Below are 17,884 nucleotides of genomic sequence, written 5' to 3'. Positions count from 1 at the left end.
TGTGAGGGGGCGGATGGGCGGGAGGGTCGGCGGGCCGCGGCGCGGTCAGCGGGCCTCGCCGGGGTCGGCCGGCTTCCAGCGGAAGAGCCGCTTTTCGAGGAAGGCCAGCACCCCTTCGGCGAGCAGGGCGACGACGGCGAGGATGACCATGGCCGCGTAGACGCCGGCGGCGTTGAAGGTGCCCTGGGAGGCCGAGACGAGCAGGCCCAGGCCCTTCGTCGCGCCGAGGTACTCGCCGACGATGGCGCCGATCAGGGCGAAGCCGAAGCTGACGTGCAGGCTGGTGAAGATCCAGGAGGTGGCGGAGGGGATGACGACCTGGAGGGTGACCTGGCGGTTGCTGGCGCCCAGGATCCGGGAGTTGGCGACGAGGTTGCGGTCGACCTCGCGGGCTCCCTGGAAGGCGTTGAAGAACACCGGGAAGAAGACCAGGACGACGGCGGAGGCGACCTTCGAGGCGGGTCCGAGACCGAGCCCGATGATGAAGATCGGGGCCAGGACGATCCGCGGCAGCGCGTTGAGGACCTTGATGTAGGGGCCGAGCACGTCGGCCAGGAAGCGGATCCGGCCGAGCGCGATGCCGAGGAGGACACCCCCGAGGACGCCGATGACCCAGCCGAGCAGCGCCTCGTAGAGCGTGTACCAGATCTGCTCCACGAGGGGGCCCTGCGGGGTGCCGTCGAGCGCCCACTGGGTGATCTGGTCCCAGATCTTCGACGGCATCGAGAAGTTGAAGGGGTCGATGACGGCGGCGCGGGCCAGCCACTCCCAGAGGCCGAGCAACCCCACGAGGAGCAGTACCCGGGTGCCGTGGACGAGGATCCGGTGGTTCCGGGCGGCCCGGGCCCTGGCGTGCGTACGGGATCCGGCGGCGCCGGCCCTGCCGTGGGCGGCCGGTGCGGTGGCGGTCTCAGGCGGCATGGGCGGCACCCCTTTCGCGGGTGATGCGGACCTCTTCGCCGAGCGAGGACCAGATCTCCCGGTAGATCTCGATGAACCGCGGCTCCAGCCGCACCGACTCGACCCGGCGGGGGCGCGGCAGGTCGATGGCGAAGACCTCCTTGACGGTCGCCGGTCCCGCGGTCATGACGACGACCTTGTCGGCGAGGGCGATGGACTCTTCGAGGTCGTGGGTGACGAAGACGACGGAGGCGCCGGTTCCGGACCACAGGTCCAGGAGTTCGTCCGACATCAGGGCCCGGGTCTGGACGTCGAGCGCGGAGAACGGCTCGTCCATGAGCAGGATCTCGGGGTCGTTGACGAAGGTCGCGGCGAGGGCGACGCGCTTGCGCTGGCCGCCGGAGAGCTGGTGGGGGTAGCGGTCCTCGAAGGCGGCGAGGCCGACCCGGGCGAGCCATTCACGGGCCCGCTCCCTGGCCACGGCCTTGGGGACGCCGCGGAAGCGCGGGCCGGCCATCACGTTGGACAGCACGGTGCGCCAGGGGAAGACGGCGTCCTGCTGGAAGACGAAGCCGACCTTGTCGCCGATGCCGCGGACCGGTTCACCGGCGACCAGGACATCGCCTTCGGTGGGCTCTTCCAATCCGCTGACCAGGGTCAGGGTCGTCGACTTACCGCAACCGGTGGGGCCGACCACGGCGACGAACTCGCCGCGTTCGACGGTCAGGTCCAGGTCCCGGACGGCGGTGTGCAGTCCGCCCGAGGGGGTGCGGAAGGTCTTGCTCGCCCCCCGCAGCTCGATGGCGGGGCTCGTGTGGCTGTTCATGGAGCGGGAGGCTAGGAGCGAGCCGGGCCGCTGCGGCAGCCTTGTGGGCGCAAGCGGTCTTTCTGCGCGCAAACCCTGTTGTGCCCATTTTGCTCACGCTAGAACAACAAAGGTTCGACAGAGGGTGGGCAGCAGGGCCGCGGCGGCTTACGTTGCGTTCATCGGAGATCAACGGAAAGAGTCGGTTCCGCAAAGCTGCGCAGGGCCGCCGAGACAAGGGGGACCGCATGCGGATCCACTGGCCCCGTCGCGTCTTCGCACAGGTCCTGATCACGCAACTGGCCATCACGACGGGGGTGATGGTGCTGGCCACCGGCCTGTTCCTCGCCCCGTTCAGCCATGTACTGGACGACCAGGCGATGCGCCGGGCGCAGGCCATCGCCCAGACCGCCGCCGCGGACCCGGAACTGGCCCGCAACCTGGTCGCCTCCGCACCGGCGCCGCACGGCCCGGTGCAGTCCACCGCGGAACGGATCCGCCGGTCCACCGGGGCGCTGTACGTCGTGGTGATGGACACCCACGGGGTGCGCTGGTCGCACACCAACACCGCCGAGATCGGCCACCACGTCTCCACCGACCCCAGCCGGACCCTGGCCGGCCGCGAGGTCCGCCAGATCGACACCGGCACGCTGGGCCGCTCGGCGCGCGCGAAGGTGCCGCTGCGCGACGCCGGCGGCCGGATCGTCGGCGCGGTCTCGGTCGGGATCGCCTACGACAGCGTGCACGGGCTGCTGCTGGGCACCATCCCCGGGCTGCTGCGCTACGCGGGAGTCGCGCTCGCGGTCGGCGTGCTGGCCGCGGTGGGGGTCGCCCGCAGTCTGCGCCGCCGTACGCACGGGGTCGCCACCGCCGACATCTCCGCGCTGCTGGCCGAGCGCGAGGCGATGCTGCACGGCATCCGGGAGGGCGTGGTCGCCTTCGACCGGAAGGGCCGGATCCGGCTGGTCAACGACGAGGCCGGACGGCTGCTCGGGCTCGACGCGGGCACCGCGGGCCGCGCCCTGGACGAGGTGCTGCCGCCGGGGCGCACCACGGACGTCCTGGCGGGACGGGTGGACGGCAGCGATCTGCTGGCCGTCAGCGGCGGGCGGGTGCTGGTCGCCAACCGCGTGCCGACCCGCGACGGCGGGGCCGTGGTGACCCTGCGCGACCGCACCGAACTGGAGCTGCTGGGCCGGGAACTGGACAGCACCCAGGGCCTGCTGGACGCGCTGCGGGCCCAGGACCACGAGCACGCCAACCAGTTGCACACGCTCCGCGGACTGCTCGAACTGGGGCGGTACGACACGGCGGTGGAGTTCGTCGCGGAGGTCGCCAGCGAGCACCGGGCGTCCGCGGAGCAGATCGCCGAGCGGGTGCACGACCCGTTGCTGTCCGCGCTGCTGGTCGGCAAGGCGGCGATCGCCGCCGAGCGCGGTGTGGCGCTGCGGATCTCCCCGGCGACGCTGCTGCCCGACGCGGTGGTCGACCCGCGCGACCTGGTGACCGTCCTGGGCAATCTGATCGACAACGCGCTGGACGCCACCGCGGAGCGCCGCTGCGCCGAGCCCTTCATCGAGGTGGAGCTGCGCCCCGAAGGCACCACCGCGGTCCTGCGGGTCAGCGACACCGGGCCCGGGGTGCCGCCCGACAGGCGCGAGCGGATCTTCGCCGAGGGCTGGTCCACGAAGAGCGCCACCGTCTCCTCCCGGGGCCGGGGCATCGGCCTCGCCCTGGTGCGCCGACTGTCCGAGCGCTACGGCGGGATGGCCCGGGTGACCGCCCGCGCGGGCGGCGGGGCGGTCTTCACCGTCGTGCTGCCCGAAGCGCTCGCGCCCGAGCGGCTCACCCGGGAGCACGCCCCCTCCCCTGCCGCCTCCCGTCAGCTCACCGCCACAGGAGAGTCACCATGATCGATGTCCTTGTCGTGGACGACGACTTCCGCGTCGCGGAGATCAATGCCGCGTATGTGACCCAGGTGCCCGGCTTCCGCGTCGCCGGCCGGGCCCATACGGCGGCCCAGGCGCTCGCCACGTTGGAGCGCACCCCGGTCGATCTGGTGCTGCTCGACCACTACTTGCCGGACGAGACGGGTCTGGCCCTGGTGCGGCGGCTGCGGCAGCTGGGCCACCACACCGACGTGATCATGGTGACCGCGGCCCGCGACGTGGCCACCGTGCAGGCCGCGATGCGGTACGGCGCACTGCAATACCTGGTCAAGCCCTTCGGGTTCTCGGGGCTGCGCGCCAAACTGGACGGCTATGCCGCGCTGCGCCGCACCGTCGAGGGCGTGAGCGGTGACGGCGAGGCCGGGCAGGAACAGGTGGACCGGATCTTCGCGGCCCTGCGGACCCCCGGGTCCCCGCACTCCGAGCTGCCCAAGGGCCACTCCGCGGCGACCGTCGACCTGATCCGCCGGATCCTGGACGAGGCCGGGCTCCCGCTCTCCGCCCAGGACGTCGCCGAGCGCGCCGGGGTCAGCCGCTCCACCGCCCAGCGCTACCTCAAGCACCTGGAACGCACCGGCCGCATCCGGCTGACCCTCAAGTACGGCGACACCGGGCGGCCCGAGCACCTGTATGCCCGGTCGCGGGCCGGCTGAGGGAGGCGGGCGCCCGCTCAGCCCGGCTGCCCCGGGCCCGCCTCCGCGGCGGCGTGGCACGCCTCGATCAGCGCGCGCAGTCCTGCCCCCGGCGGGTCGGGCCGTACCGCGAGATAGCTCCGCATCCTGGGGACGGGATCGCACAGCGGGCGGAACACCACGCCGGGCACCGGCAGTTGAACGGCGTGCGGGGCGTAGAACACCGTCCAGGACGGCTTGCCGTACCCGATCGCGGCCAGGGTGTCCTGGGCGTTGGTGAACTCCGGCCCCGCCACGGGCTCGTAGCCGGCCTGCCGGCAGGAGCGCATGACCAGGTCGTGCAGGGCGGGGTTGCGGGAGTGCGGCGACAGCCGCAGCGGCAGCCCGGCGAGCCGGGCCAGCTCGACGGTCTCGTGTGCGGCGAGTTCGTGGCGGGCGGGCAGCGCCGCCATCAGCGCGTCCTGCCACAGCGGCAGGAACTCCAGCCCGGCATCGTCCCGTTCGCCGCGCAGCAGGGTCGCGTCCAGCTCACCGGAGCGCACCTGCCGGAGGCGTTCCTCGGTGCTGCCGGAGACGAGTTCCAGCTGGGCGTGGTCGGCGAGCCGGGCGAAGGCGGCGAGTACCGCGTCCAGCCGCGCGCCGAGGCCGGAGCTGGTGCCCAGACGCACCGTCGCGGCCTGTTCGGCGCGCAGCTCGTCGAGGGCTTCCCGGGCGCGCGCCTGGAGGGTGAGCATCTCCCTGGCGTACGGGAGCAGCCGGCTGCCGGCCTCGGTGAGCCGGACGGTGCGGGTGGAGCGGGTGAACAGCTCGGTGCCCAGTTCGCGCTCCAGCCGGCGGAGTTGCTGGCTCACCGCGGACTGCACGATGTGCAGCCGCTCGGCGGCGCGGCCGAAGTGCAGTTCCTCCGCCACGGTGAGGAAGTAGCGCAGCTGACGGATCTCCATGGCCCCCCGATCGCCGTGACCCCCTGTCGATCACTCATCGATCACTGCTCGCGATCAGTGTAGGCGCGGATCGCCCGTTGGTCGGACACCGCGATCGCGGTTGGGTGGAGGCATCGGCGCAGGCGAGGCCCTGCGGCAGGCGAGGAAGCAGAGGAAGGGGAGGAAGCGCATGCCCTGTCTGGACGTCAACGACACCACGCTCCACTACGAGGACGAGGGGACCGGCCCGGCGCTGCTGTTCGTGCACGGCTGGGGGACCAGCGGGCGCACCTGGGGCGCGCAGCTGCCCGAGTTCGCCGGTGACCACCGGGTGGTCACCGTGGACTGGCGGGGCTGCGGGCGGTCGGCCCGGCCGGCCCGCGGCAACACCATCGCCGGGGTGGCCAGCGACCTGGTAGTGCTGATCGGCGCACTGCGGCTGGAGCGTCCGGTGGTCGTCGGCTCGTCGGTCGGCGGCGCCTTCGCCATCGAACTGGGGGTGCGACGCCCGGAGTTGATCGGCGGCGTGGTCCCGGTGGGTGCGCCGGGTTACTGGCCCTCGGCCCGGCAGCAGGCGCAGCTGGTGGCCGATCTGCGCCGCGACCGGGCCGGTACGGTCGCCGGCTGGGTGCCGGGGTGGTACGCGCCGGGCACCGCGCCCGCGCTCATCGACTGGACGGTCCGTCAGATCCTGGACTCCGGCGTCTACATCGACGAGCACCAGGCCACCGCCGGCGACTACGACCCGCGCCCGACCCTGCCCGGGCTGAAGGTGCCGATCCACTACCTCCACGGCGAGCTGGACTCCGCGATCCCGCTGGAGGTGCCCCGGACCTGTGCCGCGCTCACACCCGGCGCCGATGTCTCGGTCATCCCCGGCGCCGGCCACATGCCGCACCAGGAACGCCCCGCCGCCTTCAACGCCGCGCTGCGCACCGCACTCAACGGGATGGCGCCCGCCGCCCGCACCACCGCCTGAACACCTCCCGCCCGCACAGGAGATCACCCCATGCCCACCACCCGCGTACGCATCAGCGGCGGCGACGCCCTCGTCGACTACGACCGCACCGGAACCGGACCCGGCCTGGTGCTGGTGCACGGCACCGCCGCCACCCGCGAGCAGTGGCTGCCGCTGACCGAGGCGGTCGCCGACCGCTTCACCGTGGTCGCGCCCGACTACTCGGGCTCGGGCGGCACCACGGATCACGGCGGCCCGCTCACACTCGCGGACCTCGCCGACGAGGTCCTGGCCGCCGCCGACCACGCCGGGCTGGAGACCTTCCACCTGGTCGGCCACTCGCTCGGCGCCGCGATCGCCACCCACCTCGCGGGCAGTCACCCCGCGCGGGTCAGCTCCCTGGTACTGCACGCCGGCTGGGCCCACACGGACACCCGGATGCGCGCCGAGTTCACGTACTGGCTCGACCTCCTGCGCGCCGACGCGGAGCACGGCACCTCGCTGTTCGCCCGGATGCTGCCGCTGATGGCCTTCGGCCCCCGCTACTGGGACCGCACGGACACCGCCGCCTACGAGGAGCTGGTCCGGGCGCTCGCCACCGGGCCGGCCCCCGGTACCGACCGGCAGATCGCGGTGGACCTGGCCGTGGACCTGCGCCCGCTGCTCGCCTCCGTCACGGCACCGACGCTGGTACTGGCCAGCGCCCACGACCGGGCGATCGACGCCGCTCAGCAGCGGGAACTGCTGGCCGGGATCGCCCACAGCCGCTACCAGGAGATCGACGCCGGGCACGGGGCGCCCGTCGAGGACCCGGACGGTTTCGTGGCCCGGATCACCGCCTTCCTCACGGAACAGCCGGCGGCCGAGCGGCCGATGGCGGACCCGGCGGCAGCGGCGTGACGTCCCGCGGGCGCCGTCGGCGGCCCTGGAGCCTGTCCTGACTGGTCACGGCCGGGCCCATCGGACAGGCTCCGGGCCACCTCGCCGCGCGGAGGTGCCTGGTGTCTGTCAGTGGCCCGTGCGAGGGTGGCGGGCATGAGAACGACACCGGACGGGCGCCCCGTCCCGCCCCCGCACGCGGATGAACGCATCATGCTGGAGAGCTGGTTGGACTTCCACCGCGAGACGCTCGCGCTGAAGTGCGCGGGGCTCGACGACGACCGGCTGCGGGTCGCCTCGGTGGCGCCGTCGCCGATGACGCTGCTGGGCCTGGTCCAGCATCTGGCGGAGGTGGAACGCAACTGGTTCCAGCGGATCTTCGCCGGCCGTGCCGTGCCGCAGGTGTACGAGGACGGCGGCGGGGACGGCTTTGCGCTCGCGGCGGACCGCGGCATCGAGGAAGCCCTGGCGACCTGGCGCGCGGAGGTGGCGCGGGGCCGCGAGCTGATCGCCGGCGCCTCCCTGGACGACTCCGGCTCGCCACCCGAGGAGGAGGCCCGCTACCTCGGCGACCAGGGGGTCTCCCTGCGCTGGATCCTGGTCCACATGATCGAGGAGTACGCCCGCCACAACGGCCACGCCGACCTGCTCCGGGAACGCATCGACGGCGTCACGGGCGCCTGAGCCGCGGCCGGGGACCCGTGGCGGGGATCCGACGCCCCTCCGGCCGACACCGCCGCACACCGCGAGCCCGCGCGCCCTACGCTCCGCTCATGACGACCGCCACCACCGCCGACGCGGGCACCGAACCCCGGATCCTCGATGCCCGCGAACTCACGGCCGACCCCGAACTCGCCGCCCCCTTTCCCGAGTTGGCGCACCGCATCCTGTCGGACCTGGTCCGCGACGGGGCGCCGCTCGGCTGGGTCGATCCGCCCGCGCCGGAGGAGGTGGCCGAGCTGGTCGCCCGGGTCCTCGCCGCGGCGCGGACCGGGGACGGGGCGCTCCGCGCCGCGTACGTCGGCCGGCGGCTGATCGGTTTGGGCTACTGGCTGCGCTACGCCCAGGAGACCAATCGCCCGCACGCGGACCTGGTGAAGCTCGCGGTCGCCGGCGGCGCGCACCGCCGCGGCGTCGGCCGGTCGCTGGCCACCGCCCTGATCGCCGACGCCGGAGAGGCGGGCATCGAGGTCCTCACCCTGGACGCCCGCGCCGACAACACACGGGCGCTGCGCCTCTATCGGTCGCTGGGCTTTCGCGAGTACGGCCGGATCCCCGGCTTCGTCGCGGTCGGCGAGCAGCGCTGGGACAAGGTGTTCTGCATGCTGGACCTGCGCACGGAGGGCCACCGCCCCGCGGCGGACTCGTAACGGCCGGCCGGGCCCGCCGCGGGCAGCGGCGGGCCCGGTGCCCGCCCCACGTGAACACCCGCGCCACTCCGGGTGAAGCGGTCACGTCGGAACCCTTGACAGCTCCCCCGCCCCCGTCCGACGATCCCCGGGTGAACCTGTCAGACAGCCAGACAGCTGGCGACATCCCCCGGCGTGTGAGCGCGATGGAAGCGGTCCTGACCCATCTGCGCGGCGCCATCGAGCGAGGCGAGTACGCCGTCGGCGACAAGCTCCCCTCGGAGGCCGAACTGTGCCGGCGGCTGGAGGTGAGCAGACCCGTGCTGCGCGAGGCGCTGCGCGCGCTCCAGACGATGGGGCTCACGGTCTCGCGCACCGGCAAGGGCACGTTCGTCGTCTCGGACGGTGCGGTGGCCGACCCGACCTTCGGCGACTACGCGGCCAGCCACCTGCTGGAGGTCCGCCGCCATGTCGAGATCCCGGTGGCCGGGTACGCGGCGGTCCGCCGTACGCCGGAGGATCTCGACCACCTCACACATCTCCTGGAGCGGATGGAGCGGGAGACCGACACCACCGCCTGGGTCGCCATGGACACGCTCTTCCATCTCGCGGTCGCCGAGGCGGCGCGGAACCCGGTCTTCCGCCGGGTGATCGAGGAGATCCGGGACGCCCTGGCCCGCCAGTCGGCGTTCCTCAACGACGTCGGCGGCCGGCGCGACCAGTCGAACCGGGAGCACCGGGCGATCGTCGAGGCGCTCGTCGACCAGTCCGAGCACGACGCCGTCGAAGCCATGGAGCACCACCTCGCACGCGTCGAGTCGACGCTGACGACCATCGTGCGGCCGGCAGACCGCACGGCCCCTGCCACGGAAGACGAGGACCACGGGTGAGCGAGCAATCCCTGCAGCAGGCCGACCCGCAGGAGAGGGCCGGGCAGCCGGCACCGGCCGCACATGTCGACGCCGGTGACGCCGGATACCGCAAGTCGCTGACGTCACGGCACGTCAACATGATCGCCATCGGCGGCGCGATCGGCACCGGGCTGTTCCTCGGCGCGGGCGGCCGGCTCGCGGACGCCGGGCCGTCGCTGGCCGTGGCGTACGCGCTCTGCGGCTTCTTCGCCTTCCTCGTCGTACGGGCCCTGGGCGAGCTGGTGCTGCACCGGCCGTCGTCCGGGGCCTTCGTCTCCTACGCGCGGGAGTTCCTCGGCGAGAAGGGGGCGTTCGTCGCGGGCTGGATGTACTTCCTGAACTGGGCGACGACCGGGATCGCCGACATCACGGCGGTGGCGACCTACACGCACTACTGGAGCATGTTCTCCGACATCCCGCAGTGGGTGATCGCGCTGATCGCGCTCGGGGTCGTGCTGACGGTGAACCTGATCTCGGTGAGGATCTTCGGCGAGCTGGAGTTCTGGTTCGCGATCATCAAGGTCGGGGCGCTGGTCGTCTTCATGCTCATCGGCATCTTCCTGCTGGTCACCCAGCACCCGGTCGACGGCCACCACCCCGGCCCCGCGCTGATCGCCGACCACGGCGGCGTCTTCCCGACCGGAACGCTGGCGATGCTGCTGGTGATCCAGGGCGTGGTCTTCGCCTACGCCTCGGTCGAGCTGGTCGGCGTCACGGCGGGCGAGACCGCGGAGCCGGAGAAGATCATGCCGCGGGCGATCAACTCGATCATGTGGCGGGTCGCGCTGTTCTACGTCGGCTCGGTGGTCCTGCTGTCGATGCTGCTGCCGTGGGACGCGTACTCGGCGAACCAGAGCCCGTTCGTCACCGTGCTCTCCCACGTCGGGGTCCCGGCCGCAGGCGGGGTCATGAACCTCGTCGTGCTGACCGCCGCGATGTCCAGCCTCAACTCCGGGCTCTACTCGACCGGGCGGATCCTGCGCTCGATGGCGATGTCCGGATCCGCGCCGCGGTTCACCGGCGTGATGAGCCGCAGCCAGGTGCCGTACGGCGGGATCCTGCTCACGTCGGGCGTCTGCGTCCTGGGCGTGGGCCTCAACTACCTCGTGCCGAGCAAGGCGTTCGAGATCGTGCTGAACTTCGCGGCGATCGGCATCCTCAGCACCTGGGCCATGATCATGATCTGTCATCTGCTCTTCTGGCGGAAGACGCGGGCGGGCCGGCTGTCCCGCCCCGCCTACCGGCTCCCCGGCTCGCCCTGGACCGAGCTGGTGACGCTGGCCTTCCTCGCCCTGGTACTGGTCCTGATGTACGCCGACGGCGGCGCCGGCCGCACCACGATCCTCTCCCTGCCGGTGATCGCGGCCCTCCTGGTCGGCGGCTGGTACCTGGTCCGCGGCCGGGTCGGCACCGTACGGGACGGCGCGGCGGCCAGGCACGCCGACGTCCAGGAGAGCAAGGGCAGTTAGCCGACGGGAACCGCCGCGCGAGCGCCGCTGGGGCGCGCAGCACCGACCGCACAGAGAGCACCGAAGACCGAGCATGATCACACGTCAGAGCACCACCGGCAGCACCGCGGGCACCACCCCGGCCCGCCACCCGGCAGGCGATCCGCCCGCCCTCCGCATACCGGCCCACGCCCCCGTCGCCCACGTGGAGCGCGGCGGCCTCGTCGAGGGCGTCCACCACGGCTCGGTCGTCGTCCTGGCGGCGGACGGCAGTGTGGACTTCCAACTCGGCGACATCGAGGCCGCGTTCTACCCCCGCTCGGCGCTCAAGCCCCTCCAGGCGGTCGGTCTGCTGCGCGCCGGCCTGCCGCCGCTGGACGACGAGGCGCTGGCCCTGACGGCGGCCAGCCACTCCGGCGAGGAACGGCATCTGGCCACCGCCCGGCGCATCCTGCACACCGCCCGGCTGACCGAGGACGACCTCCGCAACGTCCCGGACCTCCCCTACGGCGCCGCCGCACGGGACGACTGGCTCGGGCGCGGCCTGGGCCCCAGCCGGCTCGCCCAGAACTGCTCGGGCAAGCACGCCGCCATGCTGTACACGGCGCGCACCCGGGGCTGGCGGCTGGACACCTACCTCGACGCCGGGCACCCCCTCCAGCGGGAACTCGCCACGACCGTCGAGGAGTTCACCGGCCAGGGCATCGCCCGCATCACCGTCGACGGCTGCGGCGCCCCGCTGTTCTCCGTCTCGCTGCACGGCCTGGCCCGGGCCGTCGCCCGGCTGGCGACGGCGGCCCCGGACACCCCCGAGGGCCGGGTCGCGCACGCCATGCGCAGGCACCCCGAGATGGTCTCCGGCGCCGACCGGGATGTCGCCCGGCTGGTCCGCGCGCTGCCCGGTCTGCTCGCCAAGGACGGCTTCGAGGGCGTGCAGGTCGCCGCGCTGCCGGACGGCCGGGCGGTCGGTGTGAAGATCGCCGACGGCGCCGACCGGGCCCGGATGCCGGTCACCGCGGCGGCCCTGGCCCGCTGCGGCATCGACCCCGGCCTTCTCGCCCCCTTCGCCACCGCCCCGGTCCTCGGCGGCGGTGTACGGGTCGGCACCCTGCGGGCGGCGGGCGCCCTGGCCACCCCGGCCGCCCCCGGACCGGCCGCCTGACACCGGGCCCGGACCACCTCTCTCGCCGGGCCGCCAGCGCGTCGAGGGGTTTCACCCGGCGGAAGAAGGGCGAGCCGAAATACCGGCAGCCGCAGGAGGCGGGGACGGCGGATGATGACGTATGACGGCGTAAGACGACGACCGACCGGTACCACCGCGCCGCCCCGCACGACATCCGCATAAGTTCCGTACGAGTTCTGTACGCGTTCCGTACGACAGGAGAGAGAGCCGTATGCGTATCGCGCTGTGCCAGATGACCGCCTCGACCGACCCGAAGGAGAACCTCGCGCAGGTTGTGGACCTGGTGCGCCGGGCCGCCGCCGAGGGCGCGCGGCTGGCGGTGCTGCCCGAGGCGTCCATGGCGCGCGTCGGGGTGCCGCCCGGACTGGTGGCCGAGCCGCTGGACGGGCCGTGGGCCGAGGGCGTGCGGGCGGTCGCCCGGGAGACCGGGGTGACGGTCGTGGTGGGGATGTTCACCCCGGCGCCCGGCGGCCGGGTGGCCAATACCCTGCTGGCCACGGGGCCCGGGGTGGAGGAGTCCTACGACAAGATCCATCTCTACGACGCCTTCGGGTTCCGGGAGTCCGACACCGTCGCGGCGGGCGAGCGGGTGGTGACCATCGACGTCGACGGGGTCCGGGTGGGCCTGGCGACCTGCTACGACGTGCGCTTCCCGGAGCTCTTCCGGGCACATGCGGACGCCGGCGCGACGGTGAGCGTACTGCCCGCGTCGTGGGGAGCCGGGCCGGGGAAGCGCGCGCAGTGGGAGCTGCTGGTGCGGGCCCGCGCGCTGGACGCGACGGTGTGGCTGGCGGCGGTGGGGCAGGCCGCTCCGGACCAGGACGCCGACCCCGAGGTGGCCACCAAGGCCCCGACCGGTGTCGGGCACAGTGCGCTGGTGGGGCCCGACGGGACCGTGCGGGCGCGGCTGGACGCGGCGCCCGGGCTGCTGGTCGCGGAGGTGGACCCGGAGGAGACCGGGCGGGTGCGGCGCGCCGTGGCCGTACTGGACAACCGCAGGCTGTAGACGCCGGGCCGCCGCGTCAGGCGGCCGGGTGGGTGCGGCGGGTCACTTCGCCGAGGATTCCACGGTGACTGACGGGGCGTCACGCAGCCCGAGGCGCAGGTGCTCGATGTGGTGGAGGGCCTGGTCGAGGAGTTCGGCGACGTGGTGGTCGTAGAGGGCGTAGACGATCGAGCGGCCGTTGCGTTCGCCGGTGACCAGGCCGAGGTTGCGCAGCAGCCGGAGCTGATGGGAGCAGGCGGACTGCTCCATACCGACGGCGGCGGCGAGGTCGCCGACCGCGCAGGGGCCTTCCTGGAGACGGGCGAGGATGCGCAGCCGGGAGGGGGTGGAGAGGGCCTGGAGGGTGGCGGCGACATCGGCGGCCCCCACGGCGTCCAGGCGTTCGCGGGTGGTGGCGCTGCTGGTGTCATCAATTCCGTGGCCCATGGCAGCCATCCTAAAGAGCGATCCCGAAGAGGATGGATGAAGAGTTGTTCATTCGTTCCTGTACGGTGGTGAGGCCGTCCGCTTCCGTCACGTGAAGGGTTGTTCCGCCATGCCTGTCGCCACTCTGGAACGTCCGCCCCGGGCCGCCGAGGCACGCCCGGTGGCCCCGCGGCGTACGCGGGTGTTCGCACTGGCCGAGGCCCGCTGGGCGGCGGTCGCCACCGTGGCGTTCCTGATCGCGCTGGCCCTGCAGCTCACCGGCGCGCCCGGGTGGGCCTGGGGTGCGCTGTACACCGTGGCGTATCTGACGGGTGGTTGGGAACCGGCCTGGGCGGGGCTGCGGGCCCTCGGGGACCGGACGCTGGACGTCGATCTGCTCATGATCGTCGCGGCGCTCGGGGCGGCGGCGATCGGCCAGGTGATGGACGGCGCGCTGCTGATCGTCATCTTCGCCACCTCCGGCGCGCTGGAAGCGCTGGCCACCGCCCGCACCCAGGACTCGGTACGCGGCCTGCTGGACCTCGCGCCCGCCACGGCGACCCGGCTGGCCGACGACGGCGAGGAGCACCGGGTGGCCACCGCCGACCTCGTCGTGGGCGACACGATCCTGGTGCGGCCCGGCGAGCGGGTCGGCGCGGACGGCCGGGTGCTGGCGGGGACGAGCGAGGTGGACCAGGCCACGATCACCGGGGAGCCCCTGCCGGTGGCCAAGGAGCCCGGGGACGAGGTGTTCGCCGGCACGCTGAACGGGCTGGGCGCGCTGCGGATCAAGGTCGAGCGGGATGCCGGCGATTCGGTCATCGCGCGGATCGTGGCGATGGTCGCCGAGGCGTCCGAGACCAAGGCACCGACCCAGTTGTTCATCGAGAAGGTCGAGCAGCGGTATTCCGTCGGCCTCGTGGCGGTGACGCTGGCGGTGTTCGCGGTGCCGCTGATGCTCGGGGCGGAGCTGACCGGTGCGCTGCTGCGGGCGATGACCTTCATGATCGTGGCCTCGCCGTGCGCGGTGGTGCTGGCGACCATGCCGCCACTGCTGTCGGCCATCGCCAACGCCGGGCGGCACGGCGTGCTGGTGAAGTCCGCGGTGGTGATGGAGCGGCTCGGCCAGGTGGACGGCGTCGCGCTGGACAAGACCGGGACGCTGACCGAGGGCACACCCCAAGTCGCCGCGATCCGGCCGCCGGCCGGCGCCGGGCTGTCCGAGGAGGCGCTGCTGACCTGGGCCGCCGCGGCCGAGCACCCCAGCGAGCACCCGCTGGCCCGCGCGATCGTGAGCGCCGCCCGGTCCCGCGGCTGCGCGCTGCCCGCCGCGGAGGAGTTCACCGCCTCCCCCGGTACCGGCGTACGGGCCCGGGTCGACGGCGCGTGGATCGAGGTGGGGACGCCGGCCCGGCTGCTGGCCGAGGACACCCCGATGGCCGCCGAAATGACCGAGCTGGTACGGGAGTTGGAGGAGGGTGGGCACACCGCCGTACTGGTGCTGCGGGACGGTGTCCCGGCCGGGGTGCTGGGGATCGCCGACCGGCTGCGGCCGGACGCGGCGGCCACCGTGGCCGCGCTGCGGGAGCTGACCGGGCGCGCGCCGATGCTGGTGACCGGCGACAATCCGCGGGCGGCGGCCCGGCTCGCCGAGGAGGCCGGGATCGCGGACGTACGGGCCGGGCTGCTGCCGCAGGACAAGGTCGAGGCGGTGCGCGAGGAGGAGCGGGCCGGGCACAAGGTGCTGATGGTGGGCGACGGGGTGAACGACGCCCCGGCGCTGGCCGCCGCGCACACCGGAGTCGCGATGGGGCGGGCCGGGTCGGATCTGGCGCTGGAGACCGCGGACGCGGTGATCGTGCGCGACGAACTGGCCACCGTCCCGGCGGTGATGACGCTGTCGCGGGCGGCGCGCCGGCTGGTCGTGCAGAACCTCGTCATCGCGTCGGTGTTCATCTCGGGGCTGGTGCTGTGGGACCTGGCCGGGCGGCTGCCGCTGCCGCTGGGCGTCCTCGGGCACGAGGGCTCGACGGTGATCGTGGGGCTCAACGGGCTGCGGCTGCTGCGCGAGGCGGCGTGGCGGCGGGCCGCCGGCCGCACCGCCGGATGAGGCGGGGGCCGGCGGCCGGCGCCCGCCACCGGGCGTCGGCCGGCTCAGTCCGGCCGTGACCCATCGGACGGGCCCCGGCCTTCCAGTCGGTCGGTGAGCCAGTGATGGAAGGCGCCGATGTGGTGCTCGCTGGGGACGAGCACTCCCCCGTCGCGGTAGGCACGGGAGTCCATGGCCGGCTGGGTGCGCTCGCAGGCGTCGAAGTCCTGGACGTTGACCCGGTGGAACAGCTCGACGGACTTGGCGACATCGGCACCGGAGTCGATGACCTCGGGCAGGTACAGCCAGTCGCACACGACGACGGTGCGGTCGGGCGCCGACGGGAACATCCGGTGGAGGATGACGTGGTCGGGGACGAGGTTGATGAAGACCTGCGGCCGGACGGTCACCGCGTAGTAGCGCCGGTCCTGGCTGTCCGCGATGCCGGGCAGCCGGCCGAAGCCGGCGCTGCCGTCCACGGTGAACCCCTGCGCCTGTGGCGCGAACTCGGCGCCGTGCCCGACGTAGTACTGGGCGGCGAAGCCCTCCGCGAACTCCGGTAGAACGTCGGTGAGTTCGGGGTGGATGGTGGCGCAGTGGTAGCACTCCATGAAGTTCTCGACGATCAGCTTCCAGTTGGCGCGCACGTCGTAGGTGATGCGCCGGCCCAGGGACAGGTCCTCGGTGCGGTAGCGCTCGACGGCGGCCGCGTCGCCCAGCCGCTCGACGGCCGCGCCGATCACGGTGTCCTCGAAGGACGGCGGCTCGTCGGCCAGGCACACCCAGGCGTAGCCGAGCCATTCACGCAGCGGGACGGTGACCAGACCGCGTTCGGTGCGGTCGATGTCCGGCATCTTCTGGAGGTTGGGGGCGGCCACCAGCCGGCCGTCCAGGTCGTAGGTCCAGGCGTGGTAGGGGCACTGGAGGTTGCGGCGGACCTGGCCGGACTCCTCGGTGCACAGCCGGGCGCCGCGGTGCCGGCAGACGTTGAGGAAGGCACGCAGCTCCCCGGCGCGGTTGCGGGTGATCAGTACGCTTTCCCGGCCGATCCGCACGGTGCGGAAGGCGCCCGTCCTGTCCAGGTCGGCGCTGCGGACCGCGCAGAACCACAGCCGCTCGAAGACGCGGTCCTGCTCCTGGCGGAAGATCTCCGGGTCGGTGTAGTAGCGCCCGGCCAGGGTGGCGATCAGGCTGGTGGCGGGCGGCGTGGCGGCGCCCGGCCGGGACTCGGTGGGTGTGGTGGTCATGGCTGCTCTCCTCAGGCGACCGCGGCGGCGGGGCGACGGGGGTCGAACAGGTCGATGGGGTGCGCGGTGGTGCCGGTCAGCGCCAGGTCGGCGACGATCTCGCCGACGACCGGCACGAACTTGAAGCCATGGCCGGAGAATCCGCAGGCGACGGTGACGTTCTCCGGATGCGCCGGGTGCCGGGTGATCACGAAGTGCTCGTCCGGGGTGTTGGAGTACATACAGGTGGCGGCCTTCAGGAAGCGGCCGGGCAGGGTGGGGATACGGGAGCCGAGCTGGTCGGCCATGGCGCGTACCTCGTGGTCGTACACGGTGCGGTCGATGGTCTCCGGGGTGCAGGCGGTGCCCTTGCGGAAGAACGCGACCTTGGCGCCGCCGTCGGGGCCGTCGATGGCGGGGAAGCCGTAGATCTGCACGCCCGCGGCGTCCTCCCAGATGTAGACGGGGTGGCGCTCGGGGACGTAGGGCGCGGTGCCGCCGTCGGGGGCGAACCAGTACATGATCTGCCGCTCGATGGTGAACGGCACTCCGAGGTCGGTGAGCAGCTGGGGCGCCCAGGCCCCCGGGCAGATCACCAACTGCCCCGCGGTGTAGGCGTTCTCGTGGGTGTGGACGCGGACCCCGGCGCCGCCGGGCAGCTCCTCCCAGCGGGTGACCGGCTCCTCGAAGTGCAGGTCCGCGCCGCCCTGGGTGGCGAGCTGGACGTGGGCGGCGACGGTGCTCTCCGGGCGGAGCAGTCCGGCGCGCGCCTCGTACAGCGCGATCTCGTCGTCGTGCGGGGTCAGGGTCGGGAAGCGGCGGCGGATCTCCTTGGCGTCGAGCATCTCGTGCGGCAGATCCCACTGCCGGGCGGAGGCCAGGCTTCCGGCGACCGTGCGGCTGTCGGGGCGGCCGACCATCACCCCGCCGCAGAGGGTGGCGACCTCGCGGCCGGTGTCCCGCTCCAGCTGCTCGTACAACTCGTACGAGCGCAGCAGCAGCGGGACGTAGGCGGGGTCCTCGAAGTAGGACTGCCGGGTGATCCGCGAACCTCCGTGGCTGGAGCCGCGGTTGTGCACCGGGCCGAACTTCTCCAGGCCCAGGACCCGGGCGCCGCGGGCGGCGAGGTGGTGGGCGGCGGCGCTGCCCATCCCGCCGAGGCCGAGGACGATGACGTCGTAGGTGGGAGCCATGCGGTTGCTCCTTCGTCGGACGGGGGGA

Annotated in this window: 17 protein-coding genes; 11 read left to right on the top strand and 6 right to left on the bottom strand. The window is 73.3% G+C overall.

The window, feature by feature from the left end; translation table 11 throughout:
* Positions 1-45: 45 nt before the first annotated feature.
* Both GR130_RS15550 and GR130_RS15545 read right to left on the bottom strand, forming a co-directional pair.
* On the bottom strand, positions 46-921 hold the full coding sequence (locus GR130_RS15550; RefSeq protein WP_159505289.1) for an ABC transporter permease: 876 nt from the start codon (positions 919-921) through the stop codon (positions 46-48).
* Entirely contained in the window at positions 911-1,726 is an 816-nt protein-coding gene (locus GR130_RS15545) for an ABC transporter ATP-binding protein (RefSeq protein ID WP_159505288.1), read from the bottom strand. Before GR130_RS15545 ends, GR130_RS15550 begins: the two co-directional genes overlap by 11 nt.
* A 227-nt stretch (positions 1,727-1,953) precedes the next feature.
* Between GR130_RS15545 and GR130_RS15540 the strand changes: the two genes are divergently transcribed.
* Positions 1,954-3,618, top strand: a complete 1,665-nt coding sequence (locus tag GR130_RS15540) for a sensor histidine kinase (protein WP_159505287.1) — start codon at positions 1,954-1,956, stop codon at positions 3,616-3,618.
* Positions 3,615-4,307, top strand: a complete 693-nt coding sequence (locus GR130_RS15535; protein ID WP_159505286.1) for a response regulator — start codon at positions 3,615-3,617, stop codon at positions 4,305-4,307. Before GR130_RS15540 ends, GR130_RS15535 begins: the two co-directional genes overlap by 4 nt.
* Before the next feature lie 17 nt (positions 4,308-4,324).
* Here the strand turns inward: GR130_RS15535 and GR130_RS15530 are convergent, their stop codons facing one another.
* The gene (locus GR130_RS15530) at positions 4,325-5,230 is read right to left on the bottom strand and encodes a LysR family transcriptional regulator (RefSeq protein WP_159505285.1); all 906 of its coding nucleotides are present in this window, start codon (positions 5,228-5,230) and stop codon (positions 4,325-4,327) included.
* A gap of 169 nt (positions 5,231-5,399) precedes the next feature.
* Between GR130_RS15530 and GR130_RS15525 the strand changes: the two genes are divergently transcribed.
* The 8 genes from GR130_RS15525 to GR130_RS15490 all read left to right on the top strand — a co-directional run bounded on the left by GR130_RS15525 (position 5,400) and on the right by GR130_RS15490 (position 12,943).
* Positions 5,400-6,188: an alpha/beta fold hydrolase gene (locus tag GR130_RS15525; protein WP_159505284.1), complete on the top strand. Its 789-nt coding sequence runs from the start codon at positions 5,400-5,402 to the stop codon at positions 6,186-6,188.
* Between the two features lie 30 nt (positions 6,189-6,218).
* Positions 6,219-7,067 carry an alpha/beta fold hydrolase gene (locus tag GR130_RS15520; RefSeq protein ID WP_159505283.1) on the top strand — a complete coding sequence of 283 codons (849 nt, stop codon included), beginning with the start codon at positions 6,219-6,221 and terminating at the stop codon, positions 7,065-7,067.
* A gap of 135 nt (positions 7,068-7,202) precedes the next feature.
* Positions 7,203-7,730: a DinB family protein gene (locus tag GR130_RS15515; RefSeq protein WP_159505282.1), complete on the top strand. Its 528-nt coding sequence runs from the start codon at positions 7,203-7,205 to the stop codon at positions 7,728-7,730.
* Positions 7,731-7,819: 89 nt separating this feature from the next.
* The gene (locus tag GR130_RS15510; protein ID WP_159505281.1) at positions 7,820-8,416 is read left to right on the top strand and encodes a GNAT family N-acetyltransferase; all 597 of its coding nucleotides are present in this window, start codon (positions 7,820-7,822) and stop codon (positions 8,414-8,416) included.
* Positions 8,417-8,547: 131 nt separating this feature from the next.
* A complete protein-coding gene (locus tag GR130_RS15505; RefSeq protein WP_159505280.1) occupies positions 8,548-9,285 on the top strand; it encodes a FadR/GntR family transcriptional regulator in 738 nt (245 codons plus the stop codon).
* A complete protein-coding gene (locus tag GR130_RS15500) occupies positions 9,282-10,775 on the top strand; it encodes an amino acid permease (RefSeq protein ID WP_201304895.1) in 1,494 nt (497 codons plus the stop codon). The genes GR130_RS15505 and GR130_RS15500 overlap by 4 nt, the downstream gene beginning before the upstream one ends.
* 73 nt (positions 10,776-10,848) lie before the next feature.
* Complete coding sequence (locus GR130_RS15495; RefSeq protein WP_159505279.1) at positions 10,849-11,916, top strand: asparaginase; 1,068 nt, start codon at positions 10,849-10,851, stop codon at positions 11,914-11,916.
* 232 nt (positions 11,917-12,148) lie between these two features.
* Positions 12,149-12,943, top strand: coding sequence for a carbon-nitrogen hydrolase family protein (locus GR130_RS15490; protein WP_159505278.1), 795 nt, complete (start codon positions 12,149-12,151; stop codon positions 12,941-12,943).
* A gap of 42 nt (positions 12,944-12,985) precedes the next feature.
* On the opposite strand, the gene GR130_RS15485 is transcribed toward GR130_RS15490, so the two are convergent.
* Positions 12,986-13,369: an ArsR/SmtB family transcription factor gene (locus tag GR130_RS15485; RefSeq protein ID WP_159505277.1), complete on the bottom strand. Its 384-nt coding sequence runs from the start codon at positions 13,367-13,369 to the stop codon at positions 12,986-12,988.
* Positions 13,370-13,478: 109 nt separating this feature from the next.
* On the opposite strand from GR130_RS15485, the gene GR130_RS15480 reads away from it, so the two are divergent.
* The gene (locus GR130_RS15480) at positions 13,479-15,458 is read left to right on the top strand and encodes a heavy metal translocating P-type ATPase (RefSeq protein ID WP_159505276.1); all 1,980 of its coding nucleotides are present in this window, start codon (positions 13,479-13,481) and stop codon (positions 15,456-15,458) included.
* Positions 15,459-15,502: 44 nt separating this feature from the next.
* On the opposite strand, the gene GR130_RS15475 is transcribed toward GR130_RS15480, so the two are convergent.
* Together GR130_RS15475 and solA are read right to left on the bottom strand one after the other, a co-directional pair.
* A complete protein-coding gene (locus GR130_RS15475; protein ID WP_159505275.1) occupies positions 15,503-16,684 on the bottom strand; it encodes an aromatic ring-hydroxylating oxygenase subunit alpha in 1,182 nt (393 codons plus the stop codon).
* A gap of 11 nt (positions 16,685-16,695) precedes the next feature.
* Entirely contained in the window at positions 16,696-17,856 is a 1,161-nt protein-coding gene (gene solA / locus GR130_RS15470; RefSeq protein ID WP_159505274.1) for an N-methyl-L-tryptophan oxidase, read from the bottom strand.
* Positions 17,857-17,884 lie beyond the last annotated feature (28 nt).

It is taken from the genome of Streptomyces sp. GS7, from assembly GCF_009834125.1.
In the GTDB taxonomy this organism is placed as follows: domain Bacteria; phylum Actinomycetota; class Actinomycetes; order Streptomycetales; family Streptomycetaceae; genus Streptomyces.
This window is presented reverse-complemented; position numbering and strand designations above follow the sequence as displayed.

What these genes read in the sequence shown, in the direction of transcription:
- GR130_RS15550 (WP_159505289.1), bottom strand. Translation starts at nt 921, where the DNA reads ATGCCGCCTGAGACCGCCACCGCACCGGCCGCCCACGGCAGGGCCGGC.
- GR130_RS15545 (WP_159505288.1), bottom strand. Translation starts at nt 1,726, where the DNA reads ATGAACAGCCACACGAGCCCCGCCATCGAGCTGCGGGGGGCGAGCAAG.
- GR130_RS15540 (WP_159505287.1), top strand. Translation starts at nt 1,954, where the DNA reads ATGCGGATCCACTGGCCCCGTCGCGTCTTCGCACAGGTCCTGATCACG.
- GR130_RS15535 (WP_159505286.1), top strand. Translation starts at nt 3,615, where the DNA reads ATGATCGATGTCCTTGTCGTGGACGACGACTTCCGCGTCGCGGAGATC.
- GR130_RS15530 (WP_159505285.1), bottom strand. Translation starts at nt 5,230, where the DNA reads ATGGAGATCCGTCAGCTGCGCTACTTCCTCACCGTGGCGGAGGAACTG.
- GR130_RS15525 (WP_159505284.1), top strand. Translation starts at nt 5,400, where the DNA reads ATGCCCTGTCTGGACGTCAACGACACCACGCTCCACTACGAGGACGAG.
- GR130_RS15520 (WP_159505283.1), top strand. Translation starts at nt 6,219, where the DNA reads ATGCCCACCACCCGCGTACGCATCAGCGGCGGCGACGCCCTCGTCGAC.
- GR130_RS15515 (WP_159505282.1), top strand. Translation starts at nt 7,203, where the DNA reads ATGAGAACGACACCGGACGGGCGCCCCGTCCCGCCCCCGCACGCGGAT.
- GR130_RS15510 (WP_159505281.1), top strand. Translation starts at nt 7,820, where the DNA reads ATGACGACCGCCACCACCGCCGACGCGGGCACCGAACCCCGGATCCTC.
- GR130_RS15495 (WP_159505279.1), top strand. Translation starts at nt 10,849, where the DNA reads ATGATCACACGTCAGAGCACCACCGGCAGCACCGCGGGCACCACCCCG.
- GR130_RS15490 (WP_159505278.1), top strand. Translation starts at nt 12,149, where the DNA reads ATGCGTATCGCGCTGTGCCAGATGACCGCCTCGACCGACCCGAAGGAG.
- GR130_RS15485 (WP_159505277.1), bottom strand. Translation starts at nt 13,369, where the DNA reads ATGGGCCACGGAATTGATGACACCAGCAGCGCCACCACCCGCGAACGC.
- GR130_RS15480 (WP_159505276.1), top strand. Translation starts at nt 13,479, where the DNA reads ATGCCTGTCGCCACTCTGGAACGTCCGCCCCGGGCCGCCGAGGCACGC.
- GR130_RS15475 (WP_159505275.1), bottom strand. Translation starts at nt 16,684, where the DNA reads ATGACCACCACACCCACCGAGTCCCGGCCGGGCGCCGCCACGCCGCCC.
- solA (WP_159505274.1), bottom strand. Translation starts at nt 17,856, where the DNA reads ATGGCTCCCACCTACGACGTCATCGTCCTCGGCCTCGGCGGGATGGGC.